The 21,150-nt window shown below is 62.1% G+C and carries 23 protein-coding genes; 11 read left to right on the top strand and 12 right to left on the bottom strand.

Annotated elements, in window-relative coordinates; translation table 11 throughout:
- Complete coding sequence (locus tag K5E37_RS05880; protein WP_085605695.1) at window positions 1-2,202, bottom strand: patatin-like phospholipase family protein; 2,202 nt, start codon at window positions 2,200-2,202, stop codon at window positions 1-3.
- 71 nt (window positions 2,203-2,273) lie between these two features.
- Here K5E37_RS05880 and K5E37_RS05875 point away from each other — a divergent pair, with 71 nt between their 5' ends.
- Entirely contained in the window at window positions 2,274-2,561 is a 288-nt protein-coding gene (locus K5E37_RS05875) for a SelT/SelW/SelH family protein (RefSeq protein ID WP_011332993.1), read from the top strand.
- Here the strand turns inward: K5E37_RS05875 and K5E37_RS05870 are convergent.
- Window positions 2,555-3,448, bottom strand: coding sequence for a DMT family transporter (locus K5E37_RS05870; RefSeq protein ID WP_221533361.1), 894 nt, complete (start codon window positions 3,446-3,448; stop codon window positions 2,555-2,557). The two genes, K5E37_RS05875 and K5E37_RS05870, sit on opposite strands and share 7 nt — an antisense overlap.
- 72 nt (window positions 3,449-3,520) lie before the next feature.
- Window positions 3,521-4,285 carry an AraC family transcriptional regulator gene (locus K5E37_RS05865; RefSeq protein ID WP_007958387.1) on the bottom strand — a complete coding sequence of 255 codons (765 nt, stop codon included), beginning with the start codon at window positions 4,283-4,285 and terminating at the stop codon, window positions 3,521-3,523.
- 132 nt (window positions 4,286-4,417) lie between these two features.
- On the opposite strand from K5E37_RS05865, the gene K5E37_RS05860 reads away from it, so the two are divergent.
- Entirely contained in the window at window positions 4,418-5,233 is an 816-nt protein-coding gene (locus K5E37_RS05860; protein WP_007958385.1) for a UDP-2,3-diacylglucosamine diphosphatase, read from the top strand.
- 139 nt (window positions 5,234-5,372) lie between these two features.
- Here K5E37_RS05860 and K5E37_RS05855 read toward each other — a convergent pair whose 3' ends face one another.
- Window positions 5,373-5,963 (bottom strand): HD domain-containing protein, encoded by a 591-nt coding sequence (locus K5E37_RS05855; RefSeq protein ID WP_085605701.1) that lies wholly within the window; start codon window positions 5,961-5,963, stop codon window positions 5,373-5,375.
- Between the two features lie 24 nt (window positions 5,964-5,987).
- A complete protein-coding gene (locus K5E37_RS05850) occupies window positions 5,988-6,299 on the bottom strand; it encodes a DUF962 domain-containing protein (protein WP_007958381.1) in 312 nt (103 codons plus the stop codon).
- A gap of 167 nt (window positions 6,300-6,466) precedes the next feature.
- Here K5E37_RS05850 and K5E37_RS05845 point away from each other — a divergent pair, with 167 nt between their 5' ends.
- Window positions 6,467-7,528 (top strand): AraC family transcriptional regulator, encoded by a 1,062-nt coding sequence (locus tag K5E37_RS05845; protein ID WP_011332998.1) that lies wholly within the window; start codon window positions 6,467-6,469, stop codon window positions 7,526-7,528.
- Here K5E37_RS05845 and K5E37_RS05840 read toward each other — a convergent pair.
- Window positions 7,485-8,939: a TrkH family potassium uptake protein gene (locus K5E37_RS05840; protein WP_007958377.1), complete on the bottom strand. Its 1,455-nt coding sequence runs from the start codon at window positions 8,937-8,939 to the stop codon at window positions 7,485-7,487. The genes K5E37_RS05845 and K5E37_RS05840 overlap by 44 nt on opposite strands.
- 121 nt (window positions 8,940-9,060) lie before the next feature.
- Here K5E37_RS05840 and K5E37_RS05835 point away from each other — a divergent pair, with 121 nt between their 5' ends.
- Window positions 9,061-9,627 carry a nitroreductase family protein gene (locus K5E37_RS05835; RefSeq protein WP_085605707.1) on the top strand — a complete coding sequence of 189 codons (567 nt, stop codon included), beginning with the start codon at window positions 9,061-9,063 and terminating at the stop codon, window positions 9,625-9,627.
- A gap of 5 nt (window positions 9,628-9,632) precedes the next feature.
- On the opposite strand, the gene K5E37_RS05830 is transcribed toward K5E37_RS05835, so the two are convergent.
- The 6 genes from K5E37_RS05830 to K5E37_RS05805 form a co-directional block, all read right to left on the bottom strand.
- A complete protein-coding gene (locus tag K5E37_RS05830; protein WP_085605709.1) occupies window positions 9,633-10,973 on the bottom strand; it encodes a HAMP domain-containing sensor histidine kinase in 1,341 nt (446 codons plus the stop codon).
- A gap of 165 nt (window positions 10,974-11,138) precedes the next feature.
- A complete protein-coding gene (locus K5E37_RS05825; protein ID WP_007958371.1) occupies window positions 11,139-11,588 on the bottom strand; it encodes a Spy/CpxP family protein refolding chaperone in 450 nt (149 codons plus the stop codon).
- 136 nt (window positions 11,589-11,724) lie between these two features.
- Window positions 11,725-12,402, bottom strand: coding sequence for a response regulator transcription factor (locus K5E37_RS05820; protein WP_007958370.1), 678 nt, complete (start codon window positions 12,400-12,402; stop codon window positions 11,725-11,727).
- 7 nt (window positions 12,403-12,409) lie between these two features.
- Window positions 12,410-12,820, bottom strand: a complete 411-nt coding sequence (locus K5E37_RS05815; protein WP_007958369.1) for a hypothetical protein — start codon at window positions 12,818-12,820, stop codon at window positions 12,410-12,412.
- A 120-nt stretch (window positions 12,821-12,940) separates the two neighbouring features.
- On the bottom strand, window positions 12,941-13,240 hold the full coding sequence (locus K5E37_RS05810; RefSeq protein WP_221533360.1) for a YciI family protein: 300 nt from the start codon (window positions 13,238-13,240) through the stop codon (window positions 12,941-12,943).
- 1 nt (window position 13,241) lies between these two features.
- A complete protein-coding gene (locus K5E37_RS05805) occupies window positions 13,242-13,838 on the bottom strand; it encodes a septation protein A (protein WP_007958367.1) in 597 nt (198 codons plus the stop codon).
- 87 nt (window positions 13,839-13,925) lie between these two features.
- On the opposite strand from K5E37_RS05805, the gene K5E37_RS05800 reads away from it, so the two are divergent.
- The 7 genes from K5E37_RS05800 to K5E37_RS05770 all read left to right on the top strand — a co-directional run bounded on the left by K5E37_RS05800 (window position 13,926) and on the right by K5E37_RS05770 (window position 21,127).
- Window positions 13,926-14,789, top strand: a complete 864-nt coding sequence (locus tag K5E37_RS05800) for a PHP domain-containing protein (protein WP_085747145.1) — start codon at window positions 13,926-13,928, stop codon at window positions 14,787-14,789.
- Window positions 14,790-14,802: 13 nt separating this feature from the next.
- Window positions 14,803-15,432, top strand: a complete 630-nt coding sequence (locus K5E37_RS05795) for an L-threonylcarbamoyladenylate synthase (protein ID WP_045121866.1) — start codon at window positions 14,803-14,805, stop codon at window positions 15,430-15,432.
- Between the two features lie 120 nt (window positions 15,433-15,552).
- Window positions 15,553-16,251: a ScpA family protein gene (locus tag K5E37_RS05790; protein WP_170844946.1), complete on the top strand. Its 699-nt coding sequence runs from the start codon at window positions 15,553-15,555 to the stop codon at window positions 16,249-16,251.
- An 11-nt stretch (window positions 16,252-16,262) separates the two neighbouring features.
- Window positions 16,263-17,294: an SMC-Scp complex subunit ScpB gene (gene scpB / locus K5E37_RS05785; RefSeq protein WP_221533359.1), complete on the top strand. Its 1,032-nt coding sequence runs from the start codon at window positions 16,263-16,265 to the stop codon at window positions 17,292-17,294.
- Window positions 17,295-17,296: 2 nt separating this feature from the next.
- Window positions 17,297-17,488 (top strand): DUF1289 domain-containing protein, encoded by a 192-nt coding sequence (locus tag K5E37_RS05780; protein ID WP_007958358.1) that lies wholly within the window; start codon window positions 17,297-17,299, stop codon window positions 17,486-17,488.
- A gap of 153 nt (window positions 17,489-17,641) precedes the next feature.
- Window positions 17,642-18,859 carry a 23S rRNA pseudouridine(2605) synthase RluB gene (gene rluB, locus K5E37_RS05775; RefSeq protein WP_085605721.1) on the top strand — a complete coding sequence of 406 codons (1,218 nt, stop codon included), beginning with the start codon at window positions 17,642-17,644 and terminating at the stop codon, window positions 18,857-18,859.
- An 849-nt stretch (window positions 18,860-19,708) separates the two neighbouring features.
- Complete coding sequence (locus K5E37_RS05770; protein WP_221533358.1) at window positions 19,709-21,127, top strand: amino acid permease; 1,419 nt, start codon at window positions 19,709-19,711, stop codon at window positions 21,125-21,127.
- The last annotated feature ends 23 nt before the right edge of the window (window positions 21,128-21,150 follow it).

The following is a 21,150-nucleotide window of genomic DNA, read 5'->3' as shown; positions in this document are numbered from 1 at the left end:
TCAGAAGGTCTGCCCGAGGTTCAGGTACACCGCCTGTTCATCCGCATCGTTCAGGCCATAGCTGAAATTCAACGGCCCCAGCGGCGTATCGAAGCCGATGAACACGCTGGCCGCGTTGATGTAGCCGCTGTCGAACTCATTGTCGTTGTTCCAGGCCCGGCCGCGTTCCAGCGAGGCGCCGGCGTACAGCGGGAAGTCCAGCGGCAGGTAAGAGCGCGGCGTGAGGCGGCGGTAATACACCGCGCGCATCAGACTGACGTTCTGCCCGGAGATCGCGTCCTCGCGGAAACCGGACAATTGCCGGGCGCCGCCGAGCAGGAAGCTGGAGGTCACCACGTTAGCATCGTCCAGCGTGCGGCCGTAACGGCCACCCAGAATCAGCGTATCCGGGCCACTGCTCATGGCCTTGTCCAGTTTGAACTCCCACTGCCGGTAGCGCGTATCGGAGCCCAGGCTCGGTTCGAACTGCACCAGCGTCAGGCCAATGTCTTCGCCTTCGTGGGGGTAGTAGACGTTGTCCAGCGAGTCGAAGGAATACTTCAGCGCATAGAACCCTTCGTTGAAGTTTTCGCTCGGCAGATCCTGATCGCCGATCCGCACATCCGCCTTGCCCCAGGCTTCGCCGACGCCGAAACGGACTTCGCCGCTGTTGCCGATCTGCCGGCCAAAGTTGAGGCCGAAGCCATAGCGCTCGACGCGATACTGGGCGATCGGATCGTTGTCCAGAACCGAGTCGACGTTCTGTGCGGCAAACGACGCATAAGGTGCGACGAAGTAGCGAGAGCCCACGTCCAGCGGCTGATAGAACTCGCTGTACAACTCTTGTTTATCGCCGATCTGCGCCCGGGTCAGCCATTCCGCGCCGAGCCGGTTGATGCCGTTCATGCGGTAACTGGCGCCGAGGTTGAAGGCGCTGTCGCCGCGCATGTCGTCCGACAGGTTGAGGCCGACCCGTAGGTAATCCGTTCCGGTGCGTTTGCCGCGCGCGCTGATCACCAGCGTGTGATCCGCGCCTTTGTGCACCACGCGGTATTGCACCTGCTCGAAGTAATCGAGGCCGTACAGGGTGCCCATGTCGGTTTGCAGACGGCCCAGATCCAGCGGCTCGCCGATGTGCTGGCGGATGTAGTAGCGGATCACGTCATCGCCGACTTTCGAGTCGTTCTCGACCTTGATCGCGGTGATGATCGGCGTTCGCTGGCCCGGTGCGCGGGCGGCGTTGAGCTCGGCGTCCTGCGACTGCACGGGTTTGAGGCGCGCGAGGCGCACGTTCAGGGCCTGGGTCGCGCGGTAGCCGGCGTCGATCATCTCCTGGCCGCGACCGAAATCGGTGGCGCCGAAACTCGCCAGTGGCGGCTGGATCAGCACGTCATCGGGATGCAGGGTCGCCAGTTGTTCTTCGGAGTTGCGCCGGGTCATCAGGGTGATCGACTGGTTCAGCACATCGACCACGGTCACCAGTTGCTTGCGATTGCGCAGCGGGGTACCGATGTCGACCACGATGGCCACGTCGACACCCATTTCACGGGCCACATCGAGGGGAATGTTGTCGGTCATGCCGCCATCCACCAGCAATCGGCCGTCGAGTTCGACCGGGGCGAACACCGCCGGGATCGACATGCTGGCGCGGATCACCTGGGGCAGGTGGCCCTTGCGGAACACCACTTTTTCGCCGTTGGCAATGTCGGTGGTGACGGCGCGGAACGGGATCGGCAGCTTGTCGAAATCCCGGGTGTCGCTGGTATGGGCCAGCAGGCTTTCCAGCAGCAGCGCGAGGTTCTGGCCCTGAATCACGCCCAATGGCAGGCCGAGGCTGCCGTCATCGCGAAAGCTCAGTTTCTGTTTCACCAGAAAGTCGCGGTCGTCCTGCTTGCGCCGGAACGGTACGTCTTCACGGGGCGGGGCGTCGGACAGCGCCTGCTGCCAGTCGATGGTCAGGGCGAGTTTTTCCAGCTCGTCGATCTTGTAACCCGAGGCGTACAGCCCGCCGACCACCGCGCCCATGCTGGTGCCGGCAATCGCATCGATCTTGATGCCTTGTTCCTCCAGGGCCTTGAGCACGCCGATGTGCGCCAGGCCACGGGCCGCGCCGCCGGACAGCACCAGGCCGACTTTCGGGCGTGTTGCCTCACTGGCATGGACGCTGACACCAGCGAACAGGGGTAGGAAACCAAGCAACAGGCAGATCAGCAGACGACGCATTGTGAGTCTCGGGGCGAGCGATAAAGCCGGCTATTATAGCGGCGCCCTCTGGCTCAGGAGTTTCAGCGATCATGACCGTCACAAAACCGGAAATCGTCATCACCTATTGCACGCAATGCCAGTGGCTGTTGCGCGCCGCGTGGCTGGCGCAGGAGCTGCTCAGTACCTTCGGCGACGATCTCGGCAAAGTGTCACTGGTGCCGGGCACCGGCGGTATATTTCACATTACCTGCAACGACGTGCAGATCTGGGAACGCAAGGCTGACGGCGGTTTCCCGGAGGCCAAGGTGCTCAAGCAGCGGGTGCGCGACCAGATCGACCCTGACCGCGACCTCGGCCACAACGACCGTACTCAGTGAGACGCCGCTTCGGCCGCGACGGTTTTCTTTTCGTTGCTGCCTGACATCCGGCTCGACACCACGATGGCGACGATGATCAGCGCGCCGCCGATCAACATGCGCAAGGTCGGATCTTCATCGAACAGCAGCCAGGCCACGGTAATCCCGTACACCGGCTCCATGGCGAACACCACCGCGGCGGTACGCGCCTTGATGACCGCGAGGCTGGCGACGAACAGGCTGTGGGCGACGCCGGTGCAGAACACCCCGAGCAGACCGATCCACAACCAGTCGATGGCCCGCACTTCGCTCAGTTGCGGTGCGGCCACCGGCAGCAGACACAGCGCCACCACCACGTTCTGGCACAGCGCCGCCTGCACCGCCGGGATGCGCCCGGAGCTGGCGCGGTTGGTCAGGGACAACAGGGAAAACAGCAGGCCGGACAGGATCGCCCAGAGCAGGCCGGTGGTCGCGCCGCTGGCCAGATCGAACGCCGGGGTCACCAGCACCAGCCCGACACTCACCAGCACCACCAGCACGATTTCATTGATGCGGATGCGTTCGCGGAAAATCAGCCCTTCGAGGATCACCGTGAAGGCCGGGAAACTGGCGAAACCCAGGGTCGCGATGGCGACGCCCGCGACCTTGACCGCAATGAAGAAACTCACCCAGTGACCGGCCAGCAGCACGCCGCTCAGAGCCAGTCGCCGCCAGTCGACGGCTTGCAGTTTCTGCCAGCCGCCCTGTTGGGCGAAGCGGGCGAAAAACGCCAGGGCCAGCACGGCAAACGCGGCGCGTCCGAACACGATGACGGCGGGCGTTGCGGCCGCGAGTTTGCCGAAGACGCCGGTCAGGCCGAACATCAGTGCGCCGATATGCAGGGCGCCGAGGGCGGTACGGGGAGTCATTGCAGTCCTTTTTCCAAACACGATTACAGGCACACATTGAAGCGTGTAACGGCCGAAAAGTCTGTCGGCAGGCTATCGACTTTTGTCGTCAGCCTCGCGTCGCAATTGTGTAGGAGAGGTGCCGAACTCACGCAGGACGGCGGCCGAAAACGCGCTTTGCGAGTTGTAGCCGACCCGGCTGGCCACTTCACCGACGGGCAGCGTGGTGTTGCGCAACAGCGCCACGGCTTTGTGCAGACGGCGACTGCGAATGTAGTCCATCGGTGTCTGCCCGCATTCGGCGACGAACCGCGCATGCAGCCGGGCGCTGGACAATCCGGCGACACGCGCCAGATCCGCCACTTGCAGCGGATAGGCCGCGTACTGCTCGATGTGCGCATCGAGTGCCGCGTAGGGCAGGCGGCGCGCGACGATCTCGGCGGGTGGCACGTGGTTCAGGCTCGCCAGCAACAACACCGCGCCTTGTTGCGCAATCAGCGGGTCGTCCACCGGACTGTTCGCCAGCCAGTTGACCAATTGACCTTGCCCGGCATCCAGCGACAACCGCGCGGCGTTGTCCAGCAGACGGCGGCTGGCATCGGCGTGATCGCCCAACGAGCGCGTCAGCCATTGTTCGTCGGGCACATCCAGCACCAGACAGCGGCTGCCCTTGGGACTGCCGCACGCGTGATGCGCGCCGGCGGGGATCACCACAAAGCTCTGCTGCAATACCTGACTGCCACGCCCTTCGACTTCAAAATCCAAAGCGCCGGACAGGCCGAACACCAGTTGCGCGTGGTCGTGGCTGTGGGCGATCAGGTCGTGGCTGTAATGGCGCAGGGTCAGGATCGGTTGCATGGCGGTCTCCGGGCGAGCCGCCAGTCTACACCGGCGCAGGGGCGACGCGTTTGTCACACGACTGACGCATACCTGTCATGGTCGATTAACCGGGCGCGCGCAGAGTGGCGAAAACATCGCAGAGGGTTGCCCATGACCAGCGCCGAGCTCGCCAGACCCAGCCGTAAACAACGGGTTCGCACCCTGTGGATCTCCGACGTGCACCTGGGCACGCGGGATTGCCAGGCCGAGCATCTGTCGCAATTTCTCAAGGGCTACCACGCCGACAAGATCTACCTGGTCGGCGACATCATCGACGGCTGGAAGCTGCGCGGCGGCATGTACTGGCCCCAGGCGCACACCAACGTGATCCGCCGTTTGCTGACCATGAGCAAGCGCGGCACCGAGGTGATTTACGTCACCGGCAACCATGACGAATTCCTGCGCCGCTATTCAAAGCTGATTCTGGGCAATATCCAGCTGGTCGACGAAGCGGTGCACGTCACCGCCGATGGCCGGCATCTGCTGGTGATTCACGGTGACCAGTTCGACGTGATCACCCGCTATCACCGCTGGCTCGCGTTCCTCGGCGATTCGGCCTATGAATTCACCCTGACCCTCAACCGCTGGCTCAATCACTGGCGGGCGAAATACGGTTACGGCTACTGGTCGCTGTCGGCCTATCTCAAGCACAAGGTGAAGACCGCGGTCAGCTTCATCAGCGACTTCGAAGAAGCCATCGCCCACGAATGCGTGAAGCGCGAGTTGCACGGCGTGGTTTGCGGACACATTCACCACGCCGAGATCCGCAAGGTCGGCGAGGTGGATTACCTCAACTGTGGCGATTGGGTGGAGTCATGCACGGCGCTGATCGAGCACTGGGACGGCACGATCGAGCTGTATCGCCTGGCGGATGCGCAGGCGCGGGAAGCGGAATTGAAAGCGGCGAAGGTTGCCGAGCTGGCTTAGGATCTCTGGTGGTTTCGATGGTCTCTTCGCGGGCAAGCCCGCTCCCACAGTGACCGCGTCGCTCATAGATTCTGTGTACGGCGCGAAACCTGTGGGAGCGGGCTTGCCCGCGAAGAGGCCGGTACAGTCGACATCAAATTCAAGCGGGGGAGTGCTCTTCCATCGCCGCCTTGTAGATCGAGTTTTTCGGCTGGGCAAACAGCCTTTCCATCATCGGCTCAAAGAAGCTCAGCGGCAGGGTGTCGTACTCGGGGTCGAACGCAGCCGCGTCATATTTGGCGCAGAACTCTGCGGTCGCCAGAAACTGCGGATGGTCGCTGAATTGCTCGCGCAGGTGACGATCCATGCCCAGGTGATGGAAGAAGTAGTAGCCCTGGAAGATCCCGTGTTTTTCCACCATCCACAGGTTTTCGGCGCTGACGAACGGCTTGAGGATGGCGGCAGCGATGTCCGGGTGATTGTAGGAACCGAGGGTGTCGCCGATGTCGTGGAGCAGGGCGCAGACCACGTACTCTTCGTCGCGCCCGTCGCGAAAGGCACGGGTCGCGGTTTGCAGTGAGTGGGTCAGGCGATCCACCGGGAAACCGCCGAAATCGCCTTCGAGCAGTTTCAGGTGGGCCATGATCCGGCCCGGCAACTGACGGGCGTAGGCGCTGAAATCCGCCGCAATGATCGCCCAGTCGTCCTGTGTGCCGTCCTTCATGTGGGTGAAACGGGCAGTGGCATTCATCGGCAGTCCTCTTGGTCGGAATTTCTAGAACGGCACGCGGCCCAGGATCATGTCGCGGTACATGACGAAGTCGCCGAGCAGGCTGTAGAACGGATGCTGGAAGGTGGCCGGGCGGTTTTTCTCGAAAAAGAAATGGCCGGCCCAGGCAAAGCTGTAGCCCGCCAGTGGCAACGCAAGTAAAAGCAGCCAGGCGCCCTTGGCGATGGTCAGGGCGAGAATGAAGATCACCAGCGTCGTGCCGATGAAATGCAGGCGACGGCAGGTGCTGTTGCTGTGCTCGCTGAGGTAATACGGATAGAACTCGGCGAAGCTGTTGAAATGCTTGATGGTTTCCACGACTGCGATCTCTGTGGTTATTGTTCTGATTGCAAGTTGTTCGGCGGGTAGCTTATTTGAGTCTAGAGTGATCAATGGCGTCGGCCAGTGACAATCGGCGCCACTTTACTATCCTTGGGAAATCGGCCGTAGTATGCGGCTCACCATGTCATCCAAGAAAAAACGCCATGAGCGAACGAACGACTTCTGCAAGCTGGGCGATGGGGATTGTCAAAGCACTGGAAATGGACGGCCTGGATTGCCGGGTTTTGTTCAGACAGCTGGGGCTCGACTACGCGGCGCTGGAGGATCCGGACGCACGCTTCCCACAGGATTCCATGACCCGACTCTGGCAACGGGCGGTCGAGCTGTCCGGCAATCCCGCCATCGGCCTGAACATGGGCAAGGTGGTGCGGCCGGCTTCGTTCCATGTTGCGGGCTATGCGCTGATGTCCAGCAATACGCTGGCGGAAGGTTTTCAGCGACTGGTGCGTTATCAGCGGATCATCGCCGAAAGTGCCGACCTGAGTTTTCGCCTGCTCGATGAAGGTTATGCGCTGATCCTGACGGTGCATGGCGATCATCTGCCGCCGACCCGGCAAAGTGCCGAAGCCTCGCTGGCCTGCGCACTCGCGCTGTGCGGCTGGCTGACCGGGCGCACGCTGCATCCGCGCAAAGTGCTGGTGCAGGGCGATGAGCCGGATGATCTTGAACCCTACAAACAAGCCTTCCATGCACCGCTGGTGTTCAACGCGCCGTATGACGCGCTGATCTTCGAACGGGCCGACATGGAAGCGCCACTGCCCACCGCCAACGAGGCGATGGCGCTGTTGCACGACCGGTTTGCCGGGGAATATCTGGCGCGGTTTTCCGAAAGTCGCGTGACCCACAAGGCGCGTCAGGTGCTGTGCCGCCTGCTGCCGCAGGGCGAGCCGAAGCGCGACACGGTTGCGCAGACCCTGCACTTGTCGCAGCGCACCTTGCAACGGCGCTTGCAGGAGGAGGGCACCAGTTTTCAGCAGTTGCTCGACGACACCCGCCGCGAACTCGCCGAGCAATACCTGGCACAGCCGAGCATGACCTTGCTGGAGATTGCCTATCTGCTGGGGTTTGCCGACCCGAGCAATTTTTTTCGCGCCTTCCGCCGCTGGTTCGACACCACGCCCGGCGATTACCGGGCGCGGTTGCTCGAGGCGCCGAAGGCGATCAGTGACGCCAGAACGCCGGAATACACAGTACAAACACCGTAATGATCTCCAGTCGGCCGAGCAGCATGCCGAACGACAGAATCCACTTGGCCGCATCCGGCAGGCTGGCGAAGTTGCCGGCCGGGCCGATGGTCTCGCCCAGGCCCGGGCCTACGCCGGACACGGTGCTGGCGGCGCCGGTCAACGCCGTCATCCAGTCCACGCCCAACAGCGACAGCAGCAGGGCGATCACGCAGATGGTGATCGCGAAGAAGAACGAAAAGGTCAGAATCGACCGGACGATCTCTTCGTCGAGACGATGACCGTTGTACTTCTGCTTGATCACCGCCCGTGGGTGAATCAGCTGGTTAAGGTTGGCCTTGAGCAAAATGTAGGCGACCTGGAATCGGAAGATCTTGATCCCGCCCGCCGTCGAACCGGAACAGCCACCGACGAAGCCCAGATAGAAGAACAGCATCAGCGAGAAGTTGCCCCACAGGCTGTAGTCCCCCAGCGCGAAACCGGTGGTGGTGACCACCGACGTCACGTTCAGCGCCACATGGCGAAGGGCGTCCAGCCAATGCAGGTTGGTGGTCCACCAGTACCAGGTGCCCAGCACCAGCCAGGTCGCCAGCAACATCCCGAGCAAACCCTGCACCTGTTGATCCTTGATCAGCGCCCGGCGGTTGCCGCGCAGTGTCGCCACGTACAGGGTGAACGGCAGGCTGCCGAGAATCATCACCACCACCGCGACCCAGTGCACCGCCGGTTGCGTCCACTTGGCCAGTGACTGGTCGGAGGTCGAGAACCCGCCGGTGGAGATCGCTGACATCGCGTGGTTGATCGCATCGAACGGGCTCATCCCGGCCCACCAGAACGCCAGGCTGCCGAGAATCGTGATGCCGACGTAGGCCGCCACGATCAGCCGCGCCACCATGTGCGAGCGGGGCATGACCTTTTCCGAGCGGTCCGAGGATTCGGTCTGGAACAGGCGCATGCCGCCGATGCGCAGCAGCGGCAGGATCGCCACCGCCATGCCGATGAAGCCGATGCCGCCGATCCAGTGCAGCAGCGAGCGCCACATCAGGATGCCGGGGGACATGTCGTCCAGATGGTTGAGCACGGTCGACCCGGTGGCCGTGATGCCGGACATGCTTTCGAAGAACGAGTCGGTGTAGCTGATGTGCTGAGTCAGCAAAAACGGCAGCGCGGCAAAGATGCACACCACCAGCCAGCTGCTGACGGTCAGCAGGTACATGTCCCGGGGGCGTAGGTGAATGTGTTCCGGGCGACCGGGAATCACCAGCGCGAGGCCGGCGACGAAGGTGATCATGCTCGCCCAGAGGAACGACGGCAGATCGCCGGTGCGCTCGAAAATCACCAGGGTGGCCATGGGCACGACCATGGCGATGGCCAGGGTGATCAGGAAGATGCCGATGATGAAACCAATGATCCGTAAGGTCGGCAACGCCATGAAGTCCGCTCGGGCTGATGTGGGAAGGGCGCCATTCTACCTGCGGTGCAAGGCATGTAAACCGACGCGTCTGGATCACTTGCAGCTAGAATAGCCGGACATTTTTTTCAGGAGGTGGCCGATGCAGGCTCTCGACGCTTTGCTCAACCGTGTTTCCGTTCCACGACTGATCGATCCGGCCCCCACCGCCGAACAGCGCGAAGTGCTGTTCGCCGCCGCGACCCGCGCACCGGATCACGGCCATTTGCAGCCGTATCGCTTCCTGACCGTCGAAGGCGCGGCGCGTGAGCAGATGGGCGAGTTGCTGGCCGAAGCTGCAAAAATGCAGGAAGGCGAAGTCACCGAAGCGATGATCGACAAGGCCCGCAACGGCCCGCTGCGGGCGCCGCTGGTGGTCGTGGTCATCGCCAAATTGCAGGATCACGTCAAATACCCTAAGGCCGAGCAACTGCTGGCGGCGGGCTGTGCGGCGCACGGGATTCTATTGGCGGCTTACGCGCAGGGAATTGGCGCGGTGTGGCGTACGGGTGATCTGGCGTATTCGAAACATGTCGCCAAGGGTTTGGGCCTGACGGATGACGAAGAGGTGATTGCGTTCCTCTACCTCGGCACGCCGCAGAAAGAACCGCGGGTGGCCGAGAAGGTTGATCTGGCGGAGTTTGTCAGTGCCTGGTCGGGTAAAGCCTGACTCCATCAGGGCTGAACAACAGCCCCAGGCTCCAGCGGTAACTCAAGACTGGCCACAAACCCGCCCTGCGGGTGATTGGCCAGCACCAGCGTCCCGCCATGCCGCTCCGCCGCCCGCCGGGCTATCGCCAGCCCCAGGCCATGGCCCGCAGCGGTCTGCCCCGGCGCTCGATAAAACGGTTCGCCCAACTGGCTCAGATGCTCGGCCTGCACCCCCGGCCCATGGTCACGCACGCTGACCACGATCCGCTCGCCCTGACGTGACGCCTGCATTTCAATCGACTGCCCGACCGGGTTGAAGCGCTGGGCGTTGCGCAGCAGGTTGTCCACGGCGCGTTCGATCATGGTCGGCCAGCCTGTCAGATTGAGCGCCGGCTCGGCCTCCAGACGCACGGTCTGCTCCGGCGAACCGAGTTGCGCGTCCTTTTGCAGGGTGGCGAGCAAGGCATTCAGATCCACGTCTTCGGCGCTGGCGTTGTCGGCATCGACCCGCGCCAGCACCAGAATTTCACTGATCAGCGCTTCCAGCCGATCGCACTCGCGGGTCAGGCGCGGCCAGAGTTTTTCCCGTTCTTCCGGGCTTGCACGCTCGGCCAGTGCCAGCGCGATGCGCAGGCGTGCCAGCGGTGAGCGCAATTCGTGGGACACGTCGCGCAGCAACTGGCGCTGACTGCCGATCAGACTTTGCAGACGTGCGCCCATGCGGTTGAAGTCGTTGGCCAGCACGCCGAACTCATCGCGGCGGTTGGCCAGTTGCGCCAGGCTGTTCTGTTGATAGGTGGTCTGGCCGAGGTCATGCACTGCACCGCGCAGGCGACTGAGCGGGCGGGTGATGGAAAACGTCACCAGCAGGCTGAACAGGGTCAGCACTACCAGCGCGATGCCCAGCGCACTCAGCGGCCAGAGCAGGCTTTCGCGGTGCCAGGCGTCGAGTTCCGGGTGCGGGATGCGGTAGATGAAGAGGTAGGTGTCGCCGCTTTTGTCGCTGGTGAATTCGTCGGTCAGGCGACGCCAGGGCAGGCGTCGGTCATCGTTGTTCTGCCGCGCCTCGAAGGCTGCCGCGCGCCGGGGGAAGGTGCCGCGCACCACCGGGTCGCCGCTTTCGTTCAGCACTTGCACGTCGATGTGGTATTGGCGCTTGCGCTGTTCGAGGATGTCCTGGGCGGCATCTTCGCCCTGGGCTTCGTAGGTCTGCGTCCACTCCGCGGCCAGGGTGTTGAGGCCCGGATGGCGGCTGAGGATCCACGCGTCCTGGTTGAGCATGTGCCCCAGCAGAATGGAAAGCCCTGCAACCAGAGCGATGGCCAGCCAGAAGCTGGCGAGGATACGCCAGAACAATGAACGCACAGAAAATCCTCAAACAAGCGCAAACCTGTGGGAGCGAGCCTGCTCGCGATAGCGGTGTATCAGACAAGACTGAGCTGTCTGACACTACGCTATCGCGAGCAGGCTCGCTCCCACATTGGGCTGGGTGAAAAAAGACCCGACGGCGTGAACCGTCGGGTCCGAACATTATTGCGCCTTTTGCGGCTGTTGCGCTTTCCAGGCTTTGAACTCGGCCCATTCGGCGCGACGCTCGGCCTGTTTCTTTTGGATCTCGTCGAATTTCTTCTGTTGATCCGGCTTCAACACGGCGCGGACATCGGATTCGGCTTTCTTGTGGTTGGCCGCCATCTCGTCCTTCATGGCTTTCTGGTCGGCTGGCGAGAGTTTCTCCAGGTATTTTTCGACCGTCTGCTTACGCTCGTGCATCTGCTCGCCCATGATCTTGCGGATCTGCTCGCGCTGTTCGCGGGACAGGTCCAGCTGGCTGTACGGGCCTTTGCCGTGCATGCCGTGCATCTGACCGCCATGGCGCGGGCCGTCCAGCGGGCCACCCATCGGGCCGCCATCCTGTGGCATGGCCATGGCGACGGTCGGCAGGGCAGCGGCAAACATCAGAGCGATAAGAGTCTTGCGCATGGTGAATCTCCTTTGTCTCGTTCCCGGTACGTTCCGGATGAGTACAGATTACGGAGATCAAGGTCAGCGGCGGTCAGCGCTGTGTAAAGCTTGGGTAAACACGTTTTCGCGCCGACCTGACAAAACTTACAGACGATCAGAGGCTGTAGTAGTAGCCACGGCTGCGCAGGGCGACGATGCGCGGGCGCCCGTCGGGGTGCGGGCCGATCTTTTTGCGCAGGTTGCTGACGTGCATGTCCAGGCTGCGGTCGTACAGCGTCAGCTTGCGGCCGAGGGCGATCTGCGCCAGTTCCTGTTTGTCCAGCGGCTCGCCCGGTTGCTTGAGCAGGGCTTCGAGCAGGCGGCTTTCGGAGACGGTGAGGGTGAATTCCTTTTCGTCGATGCTGACCACGCCGCGCACCGGGCTGAAGCTCAGGTCGCCCAGCTCCAGCTGGGTCGACACGGCGGCCGGATGACTGCGGCGCAGCACGGCGCGCAGGCGGGCGGTCAGTTCGCGCGGATCGCAGGGTTTGGCCAGGTAATCGTCGGCGCCCAGTTCCAGGCCGAGGATCCGGTCCAGCGGCTCGCCCCGGGCCGAGAGCATCAGCACCGGCAGGTCGGCGTGATCGCTGCGCAATTGCTTGAGCAGTTCCAGGCCGCTGCCGTCGGGCAGCATCACGTCCAGCACCACGGCCGCCGGCGCGGTTTCGGCCAGCGCCTTGCGGGCGCTCTGACCATCGTGGCAGGCCCGGACCTGAAAGCCTTCCTGGCTCAGCCAGCTACTCAGGAGTTCGCACAACTCCTGGTCATCATCAATCAGTAACAGCTCGCTCATGACTCACTCAATTTAGCCATTGCCGACGTTTTCGGCTTGCTCCACTGGCAAAGATACCGCAGAGCAGCGCCAATAGCGCTACCCCGGCCCCGGTGACGAACCATTGCTGCTGTTCGGTCAGCAGGCGCGGCAGCGGGCTGGCCTGGGCTTCCTTGAGTTGCAGCTTCAGACGCTGGTTCTCCTGGCGCAACCGGGCAAGCTGGGCGCTTTCGCGGGTGTTGTCGGCACTTTGCAGTTGTTTGCTCAGTTCTTCCCGTTGCTGCTCGCTGGCCTTCAGGCGCTGCTGCAACTCGGTGATCTGACTGCCGGCGCTCAACGAAAGCGGTGTGGAGCTGCCACCTTCAGTGCTTTCTTCACCATGGGCGGGCGCCACGATCGACAACGTGACCAACATCAGACACAACGGACCCTTGCGCATCGCGACTCCTGTTTCCAAATGGATATTGGGCAGGTTGTCGGCCGGCAAACGAGAATAATGAGCGATTGAGAACGCGATGAACCGACAAGGTTCATCGCGTAGGGGTATTGGCGGGGGAGGTTACGGCAGGACTTGCTTGAACGGCTTGACGATCACGTTGGCGTAGACGCCGGCGGCGATGTACGGGTCGGCATCGGCCCAGGCTTGCGCCGCGCTCATGGAGTCGAATTCGGCAACGATCAGGCTGCCGCTGAAACCTGCTGCGCCAGGGTCATTGCTATCGACCGCCGGGTGCGGGCCGGCCAGTACGATGCGGCCTTCGCCCTTGAGCACTTGCAGGCGTTCAAGGTGTGCCGGGCGCGCAGCGAGGCGGGCTTCCAGGGAATTGGCGACGTCGGTGGCAATGATGGCGTAGAGCATGTCAGTCCTCGGTTTTTGGCGTTGTGGTATCGGCGTCGTGCAAGTGACGGGACAGGTAGATGCCCTGAGCGACCAGGAACAGCACGGTCAAGCCCAGGCTGCCGAACACTTTGAAGTCCACCCAGTAGTCCTGGAAGGTGAAGGCGACGAACAGGTTGGCGGCACCGCAGAACAGGAAGAAACCGATCCAGGCGATGTTCAGTCGGGTCCAGACCGGATCCGGCAGGGTCAGCGCGTGACCCATGATGCGTTTGATCAGCAGGCGGTCACCGATGAAGTGGCTGCCGATGAAGGCCAGGGCGAACAGCCAGTTGACCACCGGGGCTTTCCATTTCAGGAAGGTTTCGCTGTGAAAGGCCAGGGTCAGGCTGCCGAACACGAGGCAGGCGACCAGCGTCAGCCACTGGCTCTTCTCCAGCTTGCGCTGCTTGATGAAGATCGCGCCGTACACCACGAGGGAGCTGATGATCAGCACGGCGGTTGCACTGTAAATGCCGCCTACCGTCAGTTCATGGCCGGCAACGTCGACGGTGCGTGGATCGAGTTTGTAGACGATGAAGAACAGCAGAAGCGGGATGAAATCGATGAATTGTTTCACAGTGAGAGCCAGAAGCTGGATGTGGCGGCATAATAACAAACATATGGGCGCGCGATAGCGCCAGCTGATTTGAGGTTACACATCCCCGTGAATGTTGATTTGCACTGCCACAGCACGGCCTCCGATGGCGCCCTGGCGCCTGCGGCACTGGTTGCGCGTGCGTTCGAGAACGGCGTGCGAGTCCTGGCCCTGACCGATCACGACACCCTCGAAGGCCTCGCCGAAGCGCGCACGGCCGCCGAGGCGCTGGGCATGCAACTGGTCAACGGCGTCGAACTGTCCTGCACCTGGGGCGGGGCGACCATTCACGTGCTCGGCTACGGTTTCGACGTCAACGCCGCGCCGTTGGTCGAGGCGATTGCGCAGTTGCACGACGGCCGCTGGCTGCGGTCTGAGGAAATAAGCCGCAAGCTCGCCCTCAAGGGCATGCCGAATGCGCTCGACGGCGCGCGGCAGATCCAGCAGGAACTGGGCGACAGCGGCAACGCGCCGGCCCGCCCGCATTTCGCCGACTGGATGGTGCGTGAAGGTTTTGTAAAGGATCGCGCCGAGGCGTTTCGTAAATGGCTCGGCGCCGGCAAGCTGGGGGACGTCAAGCAACACTGGCCGACCCTCGAAGACACCGTCGGCACGCTGCGCGCCGCCGGCGCCTGGGTCAGCCTGGCGCATCCGTGGCACTACGATTTCACCCGCAGCAAGCGCCGAAAGCTGATTGCCGACTATATTCAAGCAGGCGGGCATGCGATCGAAGTGGTCAACGGTCACCAGCCTGCGGAACAGGTGGGCAGCCTAGCAATCCTTGCCCGTGAGTTCGGTCTGCTGGTCAGCGCCGGCAGTGATTTCCATGGCCCTGGTGGCTGGTCAGAGATCGGCCAGTACCGGCCGGTGCCGGAGGACCTTCCACCCCTGTGGTGTCGGTTCAAACATGACACAGTTATTGCCGCCGTCTGAACAGGTAGAGAATGTGAGTCAATTTTTCCAGATTCATCCGGAAAACCCGCAAGCGCGCCTGATCAAACAGGCGGTCGAGATCATCCGCAAGGGCGGGGTGGTGGTCTATCCCACAGACTCTTCCTACGCAATCGGCTGCCAGATCGGCGACAAGAACGGCATCGAGCGCGTTCGACGCCTGCGTCAGCTCGACGAAAAGCACAACTTCGCGCTGATCTGCAGCGATCTGTCGCAACTGGGCAACTACGCCAAGATCGACACCGGGACCTTTCGAATCCTCAAAGCCCACTTGCCGGGACCGTACACCTTCATTCTCAACGCCACGCGTGAAGTACCGCGCCTGTTGCTGCATCCGAAGAAACGCACCATCGGTCTGCGGGTACCGAGCCATCCCATCGCGTTGGCGTTGCTGGCCGAACTGGGCGAGCCGCTGATGAGCGTGACCCTGATCATGCCGGGCGAAGAAGACCCGTTGAGCGATCCGTACGAAATGCGCCAGTTGCTCGAGCATCAGGTCGACCTGATCATCGACGGCGGTTTTGGCGGCATCAAGGCCTCCACCGTGATCGACCTCACGGGCGACGATCCGGAAGTGATCCGCGTCGGTTGCGGCGATCCTGCGCCATTCATGGTCGAGGCCTGAATGTCCGCAGTGGAAACCGTTGATCCCCAGGCCGGTGCCCAGCAGGAACTGCCGTTTGCCATGGTCTATGGCCAGGCGGTCACGGAAATGCCGCTGGACCTGTACATCCCGCCCGACGCGCTGGAAGTCTTCCTCGAAGCCTTCGAAGGCCCGCTCGACCTGCTGCTGTACCTGATCCGCAAACAGAACATCAACATCCTCGACATCCCGGTGGCGGAAATCACCCGCCAGTACATGGGCTATGTCGAGCTGATGCAGTCGGTGCGCCTGGAACTGGCCGCCGAGTACCTGGTGATGGCCGCGATGCTGGCCGAGATCAAGTCGCGGATGCTCCTGCCCCGTGCCGAAACCGTCGAGGACGAAGAAGACGACCCGCGCGCCGAACTGATCCGCCGCCTGCAGGAGTACGAACGCTTCAAGGCTGCCGCCGAAGGCATCGATGGCCTGAGCCGGGTCGGTCGCGACGTGATCGTGCCCAAGCTCGACGCCCCCGAAGCCCGCGCACGCAAGCTGTTGCCGGACGTGGCGCTGGAAGAAATCCTGATGTCCATGGCCGAAGTGCTGCGCCGGGGCGACATGTTCGAAAGCCATCAGGTCAGCCGCGAGGCGCTGTCCACCCGTGAGCGCATGAGCGACGTGCTGGAGCGGCTCAAGGGCGGCGGGTTTGTGCCGTTCGTCGAGCTGTTCACCGCCGAGGAGGGCAAGCTCGGTGTGGTGGTGACCTTCATGGCGATCCTTGAACTGGTCAAGGAATCCCTGATCGAGCTGGTGCAGAATGAGCCGTTCGCCGCGATCCACGTGCGAGCCCGAGCCGAATAACGAGTCCCGATATGAACCTGACTGAACCCCGCGAGCTGGCGTCCCTGCTTGAAGCCTTTCTGTTGGCCTCGGGAAAGCCGCAATCCCTCGAGCGCCTGTATGAACTGTTCGAAGAAGGCGAACGCCCGGAACCGCCGGTCTTCAAGAAAGCCCTGACCCTGCTCGGCAAGTCCTGCGAGGGCCGGGCGTTCGAGCTCAAGGAAGTCGCCTCCGGCTATCGCCTGCAAATCCGCGAGAAGTTCGCGCCGTGGGTCGGTCGTTTGTGGGAAGAACGTCCGCAGCGCTATTCCCGAGCGCTGCTGGAAACCATGGCGCTGATCGCCTATCGCCAGCCGATCACCCGGGGCGAGATCGAGGACGTGCGGGGTGTGGCGGTCAACACCAACATCGTCAAGACGCTGATCGAGCGCGAGTGGATCCGCATCGTCGGTTACCGCGACGTGCCGGGCAAACCGGCGATGTTTGCCACCACCAAGGCGTTTCTCGACCACTTCAACCTGAAGAACCTCGACGACCTGCCGCCGCTGGCCGAATTGCGCGAGATCGAGGCGGATCCGGTGCTCGATTTCGACGACGCTCCGGTGCCACCGGGCCTGCAGGAACTGGCCGACGCCAGCGCCGAGCCGGAAGAGCCGAAGGAAGAAACCAGTTTCCACACCCTGCTGCTGGAACTGGACAGCATGGAGGAGGGGATCAAGACCGACTTCGACGACTTGCTGCGTGACGGAGTGGGTGGCGAGTCGATGCCGACCGGGGTTGAGTCCGATCCGGTCGAGCCGCTGGTTGAGGGTGAATTCGAAACTGAATTCGAGCCTGAATCTGAATTCGAGCCTGAATCTGAGTTTGAGCCTGAATTTGAGCCCGAGCAGGAAGACGATGTGCTCGGCGTGGCCGAAGCCCGGGAAAAACTGCTGGCTGCCGTCGCCCGTCTCGAACAGCCCGCTCCGGAACCAGTCGTAGAAGAAGAGCTGAGCGAAGAAGAAGCCGAGGCCCGCGCCCTGGCCGAAGCCATTGAAGCCGAACGCCGCGAGTTCGAGGATTGAGCATGAGCTCGACCAAGGATCCGTGCATCAGCGTCTGCAAGTTCAGCGACGACATCTGCCTCGGCTGCGGCCGCAGCAAGCGCGAGATCCGGGCCTGGAAGAAACTCGACAAGGACGACAAGCGCACCGTACTGGCTGAAGCCGCGCTGCGTCTGATCAAGCTCGGGGCCACCGGTCGGCGGAAAAAGAAATAACCTTGCCCTGATCGACTAGTCTCTGATGCGCGCGCGGCCACATCCGCGTATGATTCGCGACCCTTCGGCGATCCCTTCGCCCGAAAACCCAGATTTCAACGCTTCAGCGGCTCATTCAGCGCCGCTGAACAGACCACACCGGGAGGTGCCCAGATGAGTGACATCAATCAGAAAGACGACCAGGAAATCGGCCCAGCAGGCGAAAAGCTGCAGAAAGTCCTCGCCCGTATCGGCGTCGGCTCGCGCCGTGATGTCGAATCCTGGATCGCTGCCGGCCGCATCAAGGTCAATGGCAAAGACGCCACCTTGGGCCTGCGTGTCGACATGCACGACGCCATCACCATTGATGGCAAGGTCATCAAGCGTGAAGAAGCCGCCGAGTCGGTTCGCCGCGTGATCATGTACAACAAGCCCGATGGCGAGATCTGCACCCGTGACGACCCGGAAGGCCGTCCGACCGTGTTCGACAAGCTGCCGCGTCCGAAAGAAGGCCGCTGGATCAACATCGGTCGTCTCGACATCAACACCACCGGTCTGCTGATGTTCACCACCGACGGTGAACTGGCCAACCGTCTGATGCACCCGTCCTACGAGATGGACCGTGAGTACGCGGTGCGTGTGCGTGGCGAAGTCGATGACGAAATGATCGAGCGCCTGAAGGCCGGCGTTGTACTGGAAGACGGCCCGGCGCGTTTCACCGACATTCAACAGGCACCGGGCGGCGAAGGCTTCAACCACTGGTATCACTGCGTGGTGATGGAAGGCCGTAACCGTGAAGTACGTCGTCTGTGGGAATCCCAGGGCCTGGTGGTCAGCCGCCTGAAGCGCGTGCGTTTCGGTCCGGTGTTCCTCAACTCCGACCTGCCGATGGGCCGCTGGCGCGAAATGAGCCAGTACGAAGTCGACGTACTGAGCGCCGAAGTCGGCCTGACCCCGGTGGCCATGCCGCAACTGAACGCCAAGAGCAAAGACAAGCTCGATCGCATGCAGCGCAAGTCGTCGCGCCCGATGGCCCGTACCGAGCGCGTGCGCACCCTGCGTCCGGCCAACGGTGCACCGATTGGCGCCGGTCCGCGTCCGGTCCGCGAGCCGCAGATCGAAGGCGAGCGTCCAGGTCGCAAGCCGGCAGCGCGTCCGGATGGCGAGCGCGGCCCACGCACTCCGCGTCCGGCCAACGGCCGTACCGAGCGGGGCGAAGGTCGCGGTACGCCGGTGGCGGATCGTCCAGTCGACACCAAGCGTCCGTCCAAGCCGGCGCCGAAGCGTCCAGGCATCAAGCTGGCTGACGATGACAAGCCGTCGGGCAAGCGCCGTGGCGCACCGGCCGGTTCCGGCCAGCGTCCGGGTTTCGGTCGCAAGAAGCCGGAATAACGCGGTTGTAAGCTTCAAGCGGCAAGCTTCAAGCTGAAAACAGAAACGCCAACCTCAGGGTTGGCGTTTTTTTTTTGGACTTTTTATTTCTATTTTTTGGGCGTGTTTTTCTTGTTTTAAAACAAAAAACTTAACGCCTTTCAAATAGTTAGCCAGCTAACGTCAATTACCGGACGGCGCTTCGATGGGTCTGGAGTGGAAACTTTACGTTACGCACTGTCAGTGAATATTTACGAAAAAGCCGTCGCAGTCCCGTGAATCGGGTGCCTTTGTAAGGCTGTAAGGAAAATCTGCCGGAGCCAGGCCCGCCGGGCCTTGCGCAGCGCTCTGGCGCGCTTGTTTCAGCGTCGTTTGGAAGGTGAGATGCGCTGCATGCCTGTCGTGCAGGTGCATAACAAGAAGGAGGCGCAATGAACGCCGTTATCCAATTTCACTTCTCCACGTGGGGCGGATTTTCCATCGCCCACGCCGATGGCCTGCAAAGGCCTGACTCAATTTTTGCAGCCGCCCGGGCCTCCCGGGGTGGACACATGCAATCCCGGCAACCGACACGCTGATCCGGCGAGGTCTGGCAGCAGGGGGTTAGCGGTGTACAATGCGCCGCGTTTTAACTGTGACCCTCTGCGTAATCGCGCAAACCTCAAGGTTTATCCGCCTTGTTCACTCCGCCGCGTCACAAGCGTGTCGGGTTCGATTTCGTCACAGATAAAAACAAACAGGTGACGCATGACCGTTGTAAAAAAGCTGAATTCCTGGTGCCTGCGCTGGGGTTTGATCAAGGTTGGCTGAAATCGCAACCTTGCAGCAACGTCTACTGAACATCATCAAACCTTGCGTGAGACCTTTTTCATGAGTGGACAAAACTCGCAATCAGGCGAGCTGAAACGCGGCCTGAAAAATCGCCATATTCAACTGATCGCCCTCGGTGGCGCGATCGGTACCGGATTGTTCCTCGGCTCGGCCGGGGTGCTGAAATCCGCCGGCCCGTCGATGATCCTCGGCTATGCCATCTGCGGCTTCATCGCCTTCATGATCATGCGCCAGCTCGGCGAAATGATCGTCGAAGAGCCGGTGGCCGGTTCCTTCAGTCATTTCGCACACAAATACTGGGGCGGTTTCGCCGGCTTCCTGTCGGGCTGGAACTGCTGGATCCTGTACATCCTGGTGGGCATGTCGGAGCTGACCGCAGTCGGCAAGTACATCCACTACTGGGCGCCGGAGATCCCGAGCTGGGTCACCGCCGCCGCGTTCTTCGTGCTGATCAACGCGATCAACCTGGCCAACGTCAAAGTCTTCGGTGAAGCCGAATTCTGGTTCGCGATCATCAAGGTCGTGGCAATCGTCGGCATGATCGCCCTGGGTAGCTACCTGCTGGTCAGCGGCCATGGCGGCCCGCAGGCTTCGGTCAGCAACCTGTGGTCCCACGGCGGCTTCTTCCCGAACGGTGTGAGCGGTCTGGTGATGGCCATGGCGATCATCATGTTCTCCTTCGGCGGTCTGGAGATGCTCGGTTTCACCGCAGCCGAAGCCGACGAGCCGAAAACCGTGATCCCGAAAGCGATCAACCAGGTGATCTACCGGATCCTGATTTTCTACATCGGCGCACTGGTGATCCTGCTGTCGCTGACCCCATGGGACAGCCTGCTGGAAACCCTCAACGCTTCCGGCGATTCCTACAGCGGCAGCCCGTTCGTGCAGGTGTTCTCGATGCTCGGCAGCAACACCGCTGCGCACATCCTCAACTTCGTGGTTCTGACCGCGGCATTGTCGGTGTACAACAGCGGCACCTACTGCAACAGCCGCATGCTGCTGGGCATGGCCGAGCAGGGTGATGCACCGAAAGCGCTGGCGAAGATCGACAAGCGCGGCGTGCCGGTGCGTTCGATCCTGGCCTCGGCGGCAGTGACTCTGGTGGCGGTGCTGCTCAACTACCTGATCCCGCAACACGCGCTGGAACTGCTGATGTCGCTGGTGGTTGCAACGCTGGTGATCAACTGGGCGATGATCAGCTTCTCGCACTTCAAGTTCCGCCAGCACATGAACAAGACCCACCAGAAGCCGCTGTTCAAGGCGCTGTGGTACCCGTACGGCAACTACATCTGCCTGGCGTTCGTCCTGTTTATTCTCGGCGTGATGCTGCTGATCCCGGGCATCCAGATCTCGGTGTACGCGATCCCGGTGTGGGTGGTGTTCATGTGGGTCTGCTACGTGATCAAGAACAAGCGCGGTGCACAGCAGGCACTGCACGCGGCGAACGCTGCCAAGTAAGCGTCGCAGCAAAAACAACAAAC

This window comes from Pseudomonas sp. RIT778 (assembly GCF_019718735.1).
Lineage (GTDB): Bacteria > Pseudomonadota > Gammaproteobacteria > Pseudomonadales > Pseudomonadaceae > Aquipseudomonas > Aquipseudomonas aphyarum.
This window is presented reverse-complemented; position numbering and strand designations above follow the sequence as displayed.

Excerpts from the sequence above, each read along its gene's own strand:
- K5E37_RS05770 (WP_221533358.1), top strand. The coding sequence starts at position 19,709 with ATGAGTGGACAAAACTCGCAATCAGGCGAGCTGAAACGCGGCCTGAAA.
- K5E37_RS05780 (WP_007958358.1), top strand. The coding sequence starts at position 17,297 with ATGAGCTCGACCAAGGATCCGTGCATCAGCGTCTGCAAGTTCAGCGAC.
- K5E37_RS05815 (WP_007958369.1), bottom strand. The coding sequence starts at position 12,820 with ATGCGCAAGGGTCCGTTGTGTCTGATGTTGGTCACGTTGTCGATCGTG.
- K5E37_RS05880 (WP_085605695.1), bottom strand. The coding sequence starts at position 2,202 with ATGCGTCGTCTGCTGATCTGCCTGTTGCTTGGTTTCCTACCCCTGTTC.
- scpB (WP_221533359.1), top strand. The coding sequence starts at position 16,263 with ATGAACCTGACTGAACCCCGCGAGCTGGCGTCCCTGCTTGAAGCCTTT.
- K5E37_RS05810 (WP_221533360.1), bottom strand. The coding sequence starts at position 13,240 with ATGCTCTACGCCATCATTGCCACCGACGTCGCCAATTCCCTGGAAGCC.
- K5E37_RS05845 (WP_011332998.1), top strand. The coding sequence starts at position 6,467 with ATGAGCGAACGAACGACTTCTGCAAGCTGGGCGATGGGGATTGTCAAA.
- K5E37_RS05835 (WP_085605707.1), top strand. The coding sequence starts at position 9,061 with ATGCAGGCTCTCGACGCTTTGCTCAACCGTGTTTCCGTTCCACGACTG.
- K5E37_RS05840 (WP_007958377.1), bottom strand. The coding sequence starts at position 8,939 with ATGGCGTTGCCGACCTTACGGATCATTGGTTTCATCATCGGCATCTTC.
- K5E37_RS05820 (WP_007958370.1), bottom strand. The coding sequence starts at position 12,402 with ATGAGCGAGCTGTTACTGATTGATGATGACCAGGAGTTGTGCGAACTC.
- K5E37_RS05855 (WP_085605701.1), bottom strand. The coding sequence starts at position 5,963 with ATGAATGCCACTGCCCGTTTCACCCACATGAAGGACGGCACACAGGAC.
- K5E37_RS05825 (WP_007958371.1), bottom strand. The coding sequence starts at position 11,588 with ATGCGCAAGACTCTTATCGCTCTGATGTTTGCCGCTGCCCTGCCGACC.
- rluB (WP_085605721.1), top strand. The coding sequence starts at position 17,642 with ATGAGTGACATCAATCAGAAAGACGACCAGGAAATCGGCCCAGCAGGC.
- K5E37_RS05870 (WP_221533361.1), bottom strand. The coding sequence starts at position 3,448 with ATGACTCCCCGTACCGCCCTCGGCGCCCTGCATATCGGCGCACTGATG.
- K5E37_RS05865 (WP_007958387.1), bottom strand. The coding sequence starts at position 4,285 with ATGCAACCGATCCTGACCCTGCGCCATTACAGCCACGACCTGATCGCC.
- K5E37_RS05875 (WP_011332993.1), top strand. The coding sequence starts at position 2,274 with ATGACCGTCACAAAACCGGAAATCGTCATCACCTATTGCACGCAATGC.
- K5E37_RS05860 (WP_007958385.1), top strand. The coding sequence starts at position 4,418 with ATGACCAGCGCCGAGCTCGCCAGACCCAGCCGTAAACAACGGGTTCGC.